This is a genomic window from Arthrobacter sp. CAN_A6 (genome assembly GCF_015751715.1).
Classification (GTDB): Bacteria; Actinomycetota; Actinomycetes; order Actinomycetales; family Micrococcaceae; genus Arthrobacter_D.
Genome location: NZ_JADOUV010000033.1, coordinates 1 through 5,907, shown reverse-complemented (window position 1 = coordinate 5,907; position 5,907 = coordinate 1). Strand labels below are relative to the sequence as shown.

Sequence of the window (5,907 nt, the reverse complement as noted above, 5' to 3'; positions counted from 1 at the left end):
TTAAAGGGGCAGAGGCCCCACCGGTGGTGGGGCCTCTGGCCTGTAATGGTTGTCCGGCGGTGTCCTACTCTCCCACACTCTCTCGGGTGCAGTACCATCGGCGCTGTGGGTCTTAGCTTCCGGGTTCGGAATGGGACCGGGCGTTTCCCCCACGCTATGACCGCCGTAACCCTTGCTACCGCCACCGGGTGCTTTCCCGGGGTGTTGTCCGGGGGTGTGGGTGGGGTAAATCTGTTGGGTCCGTTGATCGTGCTGGACTGTATTTTGTTGTGGTGTTCCCCCCTTGGTCCACCCCTTTTTTTTGGGGGGGGGTGGGGGGGGTTTCCCTGGTTTGTTGGTTGGGAACCGCATAGTGGACGCGTAGCATTTGATGTTGCCCTCACCCCCTTGGGGGGTGTGGGTGTGGTGTAAGTTATCGGCTTATTAGTACCGGTCAGCTTCGCAAGTCGTTAGTCCTTGCTTCCACATCCGGCCTATCAACCCAGTGGTCTGGCTGGGGGCCTCTCACACTCAAGGTGTATGGAAATCTCATCTCGAAGCAGGCTTCCCGCTTAGATGCTTTCAGCGGTTATCCCATCCGAACGTAGCTAATCAGCGGTGCACTTGGCAGTACAACTGACACACCAGAGGTTCGTCCGTCCCGGTCCTCTCGTACTAAGGACAGCCCTTCTCAAATTTCCTGCGCGCGCAGCGGATAGGGACCGAACTGTCTCACGACGTTCTAAACCCAGCTCGCGTACCGCTTTAATGGGCGAACAGCCCAACCCTTGGGACCTACTCCAGCCCCAGGATGCGACGAGCCGACATCGAGGTGCCAAACCATGCCGTCGATATGGACTCTTGGGCAAGATCAGCCTGTTATCCCCGAGGTACCTTTTATCCGTTGAGCGACGGCCATTCCACAATGTGCCGCCGGATCACTAGTCCCGACTTTCGTCCCTGCTTGAGATGTCTCTCTCACAGTCAAGCTCCCTTGTGCACTTACACTCGCCACCTGATTGCCAACCAGGCTGAGGGAACCTTTGGGCGCCTCCGTTACTTTTTAGGAGGCAACCGCCCCAGTTAAACTACCCATCAGGCACTGTCCCTGACCCGGATTACGGGCCGAAGTTAGATATCCAGAGTGACCAGAGTGGTATTTCAACGATGACTCCACCCGAACTAGCGTCCGGGCTTCACAGTCTCCCACCTATCCTACACAAGCCACACCGAACACCAATACCAAACTATAGTGAAGGTCTCGGGGTCTTTCCGTCCTGCTGCGCGTAACGAGCATCTTTACTCGTACTGCAATTTCGCCGAGTTTATGGTTGAGACAGCGGGGAAGTCGTTACTCCATTCGTGCAGGTCGGAACTTACCCGACAAGGAATTTCGCTACCTTAGGATGGTTATAGTTACCACCGCCGTTTACTGGGGCTTGAATTCCCAGCTTCGCCCACAAGGGGCTAACCGGTCCTCTTAACCTTCCAGCACCGGGCAGGAGTCAGTCCGTATACATCGTCTTGCGACTTCGCACGGACCTGTGTTTTTAGTAAACAGTCGCTTCCCCCTGGTCTCTGCGGCCCCGATCCGCTCATGGCGAGCTAGTCGCCGTCACGGTTGGGGCCCCCCTTCTCCCGAAGTTACGGGGGCATTTTGCCGAGTTCCTTAACCATAATTCTCTCGATCGCCTTAGTATTCTCTACCTGATCACCTGTGTCGGTTTGGGGTACGGGCGGCTAAAACCTCGCGCCGATGCTTTTCTAGGCAGCATAGGATCACCAAATTCCCCTCGAAGAGGGGTCCCATCAGATCTCAGACCCGGTATTGAAACCAGAACCACGGATTTGCCTATGGTTCGCCCTACATCCTTAGACCGGGACTACCATCGCCCGGCTTGGCTACCTTCCTGCGTCACACCTGTTAATACGCTTACCTCCCAAGATCAGGTCCCGCGATCCACAAAAAACCGGATCCGTCTAAAAGACGGTCGGTCATGCTTCTGGCGGTTAGTATCCCTTGATCAGTATTGGCGGTTTTTCGCCGGTACGGGAATATCAACCCGTTGTCCATCGACTACGCCTGTCGGCCTCGCCTTAGGTCCCGACTTACCCAGGGCAGATTAGCTTGACCCTGGAACCCTTGATCATTCGGCGGACGGGTTTCTCACCCGTCTTTCGCTACTCATGCCTGCATTCTCACTCGTGTAGGCTCCACCGCTGGTTTACACCGCGACTTCACCGCCCACACGACGCTCCCCTACCCATCCACACGCCTGAACTCAGGAGAACAAGTCTCCGGCTTAGCACTAATGTGAATGCCACAACTTCGGCGGTGTACTTGAGCCCCGCTACATTGTCGGCGCGGAATCACTTGACCAGTGAGCTATTACGCACTCTTTCAAGGATGGCTGCTTCTAAGCCAACCTCCTGGTTGTCTTCGCGACTCCACATCCTTTCCCACTTAGCACACGCTTAGGGGCCTTAGTTGGTGGTCTGGGCTGTTTCCCTCTCGACTATGAAGCTTATCCCCCACAGTCTCACTGCTGCGCTCTCACTTACCGGCATTCGGAGTTTGGCTGACGTCAGTAACCTTGTAGGGCCCATTAGCCATCCAGTAGCTCTACCTCCGATAAGAAACACGCAACGCTGCACCTAAATGCATTTCGGGGAGAACCAGCTATCACGAAGTTTGATTGGCCTTTCACCCCTACCCACAGCTCATCCCCTCCATTTTCAACTGAAGTGGGTTCGGTCCTCCACGACGTCTTACCGTCGCTTCAACCTGGCCATGGGTAGATCACTTCGCTTCGGGTCTAGATCACGCCACTCACTCGCCCTATTCAGACTCGCTTTCGCTACGGCTTCCCCACACGGGTTAACCTCGCGACGTAACACTAACTCGCAGGCTCATTCTTCAAAAGGCACGCTGTCACAGGAACCAGCACAAGGCTTTGCCTGCTCCAACGGTTTGTAGGCACACGGTTTCAGGTACTGTTTCACTCCCCTCCCGGGGTACTTTTCACCTTTCCCTCACGGTACTGGTCCGCTATCGGTCATCAGGGAGTATTTAGGCTTACCAGGTGGTCCTGGCGGATTCGCACGGGATTTCTCGGGCCCCGTACTACTTGGGATACTCTCCAAACGGCAGCACGCATTACGGTTACGGGACTTACACCCTCTCCGGCCGGGCTTTCAAACCCGTTCACCTATACGCCTGCACACATTTCACCAGTCCGGCAGAACTGATACGGAAAGTCCCGCAACCCCAGTGATGCAACGCCCGCCGGCTATCACACACCACTGGTTTAGCCTCATCCGCGTTCGCTCGCCACTACTAACGGAATCACTGTTGTTTTCTCTTCCTGTGGGTACTGAGATGTTTCACTTCCCCACGTTCCCCCCACGTACCCTATGTGTTCAGATACGGGTCACCCGGTCACTCGCGCGCCGGGCGGGGTTTCCCCATTCGGACATCCTGGGATCAAAGTTCGGTTATCAACTCCCCCAGGCTTATCGCAGATTCCCACGTCCTTCTTCGGCTCCTGATGCCAAGGCATCCACCGTGTGCCCTTAAAAACTTGACCACAAAGATCAAAAACACTTCTCGGCGCAGAACCCACCACACACCACCCACGAACAACACCCCTTCCCCCCGAAAGGAAAAGGAACACCACCCGACAAGCCATGCGCAACAGAATCCTGCAAGAAATTGCTTCTTGTTTATAAGATGCTCGCGTCCACTATGCAGTTCTCAACCAACAACCCCAACACACCCCCACACCACCCACGGCGGACACCCCCACAAAAACCAGGGACACCACCACAGGACACGATGCGAAGCATGCGCAGGAAAACCCAGAAACAACCAAACCCCCACCCCCCACACCCCGACCACGAAGCAACGAACACCCCAACGACCGGACCACGAGAAATAAGAGCCCTGTTATCTCAGGACCCAACAGTGTGCCAAACATCCCAACCCACCAACACCAACCCCTACTTTCCACACCCCCCCGACACCGACCCTCCCCCGAAGGAAAGAACCAACACCCAGGAAGCCGTACTCACAAGAACCAGCACAGCGAACTCGAACCATTCATTGATATTCCACCCATGAGCACCCACCGCGGAACAAACGCCCGCGCTATGGGCTAACTCCTTGCAAGCCACACACCCAACACAGAGGAAGCGTGCGCGAACCTGAAGGCGCTCCTTAGAAAGGAGGTGATCCAGCCGCACCTTCCGGTACGGCTACCTTGTTACGACTTAGTCCCAATCGCCGGTCCCACCTTCGACGGCTCCCTCCCACAAGGGGTTAGGCCACCGGCTTCGGGTGTTACCAACTTTCGTGACTTGACGGGCGGTGTGTACAAGGCCCGGGAACGTATTCACCGCAGCGTTGCTGATCTGCGATTACTAGCGACTCCAACTTCATGAGGTCGAGTTGCAGACCTCAATCCGAACTGAGACCGGCTTTTTGGGATTAGCTCCACCTCACAGTATCGCAACCCTTTGTACCGGCCATTGTAGCATGCGTGAAGCCCAAGACATAAGGGGCATGATGATTTGACGTCGTCCCCACCTTCCTCCGAGTTGACCCCGGCAGTCTCCCATGAGTCCCCGGCATAACCCGCTGGCAACATGGAACGAGGGTTGCGCTCGTTGCGGGACTTAACCCAACATCTCACGACACGAGCTGACGACAACCATGCACCACCTGTAAACCGGCCACAAGTGGCTGACACATCTCTGCATCATTCCGGTTCATGTCAAGCCTTGGTAAGGTTCTTCGCGTTGCATCGAATTAATCCGCATGCTCCGCCGCTTGTGCGGGCCCCCGTCAATTCCTTTGAGTTTTAGCCTTGCGGCCGTACTCCCCAGGCGGGGCACTTAATGCGTTAGCTACGGCGCGGAAAACGTGGAATGTCCCCCACACCTAGTGCCCAACGTTTACGGCATGGACTACCAGGGTATCTAATCCTGTTCGCTCCCCATGCTTTCGCTCCTCAGCGTCAGTTACAGCCCAGAGACCTGCCTTCGCCATCGGTGTTCCTCCTGATATCTGCGCATTTCACCGCTACACCAGGAATTCCAGTCTCCCCTACTGCACTCTAGTCTGCCCGTACCCACCGCAGATCCGGAGTTAAGCCCCGGACTTTCACGGCAGACGCGACAAACCGCCTACGAGCTCTTTACGCCCAATAATTCCGGATAACGCTTGCGCCCTACGTATTACCGCGGCTGCTGGCACGTAGTTAGCCGGCGCTTCTTCTGCAGGTACCGTCACTTTCGCTTCTTCCCTACTGAAAGAGGTTTACAACCCGAAGGCCTTCATCCCTCACGCGGCGTCGCTGCATCAGGCTTGCGCCCATTGTGCAATATTCCCCACTGCTGCCTCCCGTAGGAGTCTGGGCCGTGTCTCAGTCCCAGTGTGGCCGGTCACCCTCTCAGGCCGGCTACCCGTCGTCGCCTTGGTAGGCCATTACCCCACCAACAAGCTGATAGGCCGCGAGTCCATCCAAAACCACAATAAAGCTTTCCACCAACATGGCATGCGCCAGAAGGTCGTATCCAGTATTAGACCCGGTTTCCCAGGCTTATCCCAGAGTCAAGGGCAGGTTACTCACGTGTTACTCACCCGTTCGCCACTAATCCCCCCACAAGTGAGGTTCATCGTTCGACTTGCATGTGTTAAGCACGCCGCCAGCGTTCATCCTGAGCCAGGATCAAACTCTCCGTAAATGCTTCTACAGACACAACAACGAAACCCGGGAAAACGGGAAACACTGCTGCACAAAATTCGAAACCAGCCAAAAAAACCAGCCACCACACACAAAATGCGCGACAACCAGCCAATTCAACCAATCAAAAAACAATCGGTATCAACAAACTTGGCACACTATTGAGTTCTCAAACAACAGACAC

Annotated in this window: 3 rRNA genes; all 3 read right to left on the bottom strand. The window is 55.6% G+C overall.

The annotated features are described in order from the left end of the window. Positions 1-51 precede the first annotated feature (51 nt). Positions 52-168 (bottom strand): 5S ribosomal RNA (gene rrf, locus IWX75_RS17335). Positions 169-402: 234 nt separating this feature from the next. Continuing rightward, positions 403-3,566: ribosomal RNA gene (locus IWX75_RS17330) — 23S ribosomal RNA — on the bottom strand. Between the two features lie 633 nt (positions 3,567-4,199). Continuing rightward, positions 4,200-5,724: ribosomal RNA gene (locus IWX75_RS17325) — 16S ribosomal RNA — on the bottom strand. The 16S, 23S and 5S rRNA genes sit together here, the layout of an rRNA operon. Between the last annotated feature and the right edge of the window lie 183 nt (positions 5,725-5,907).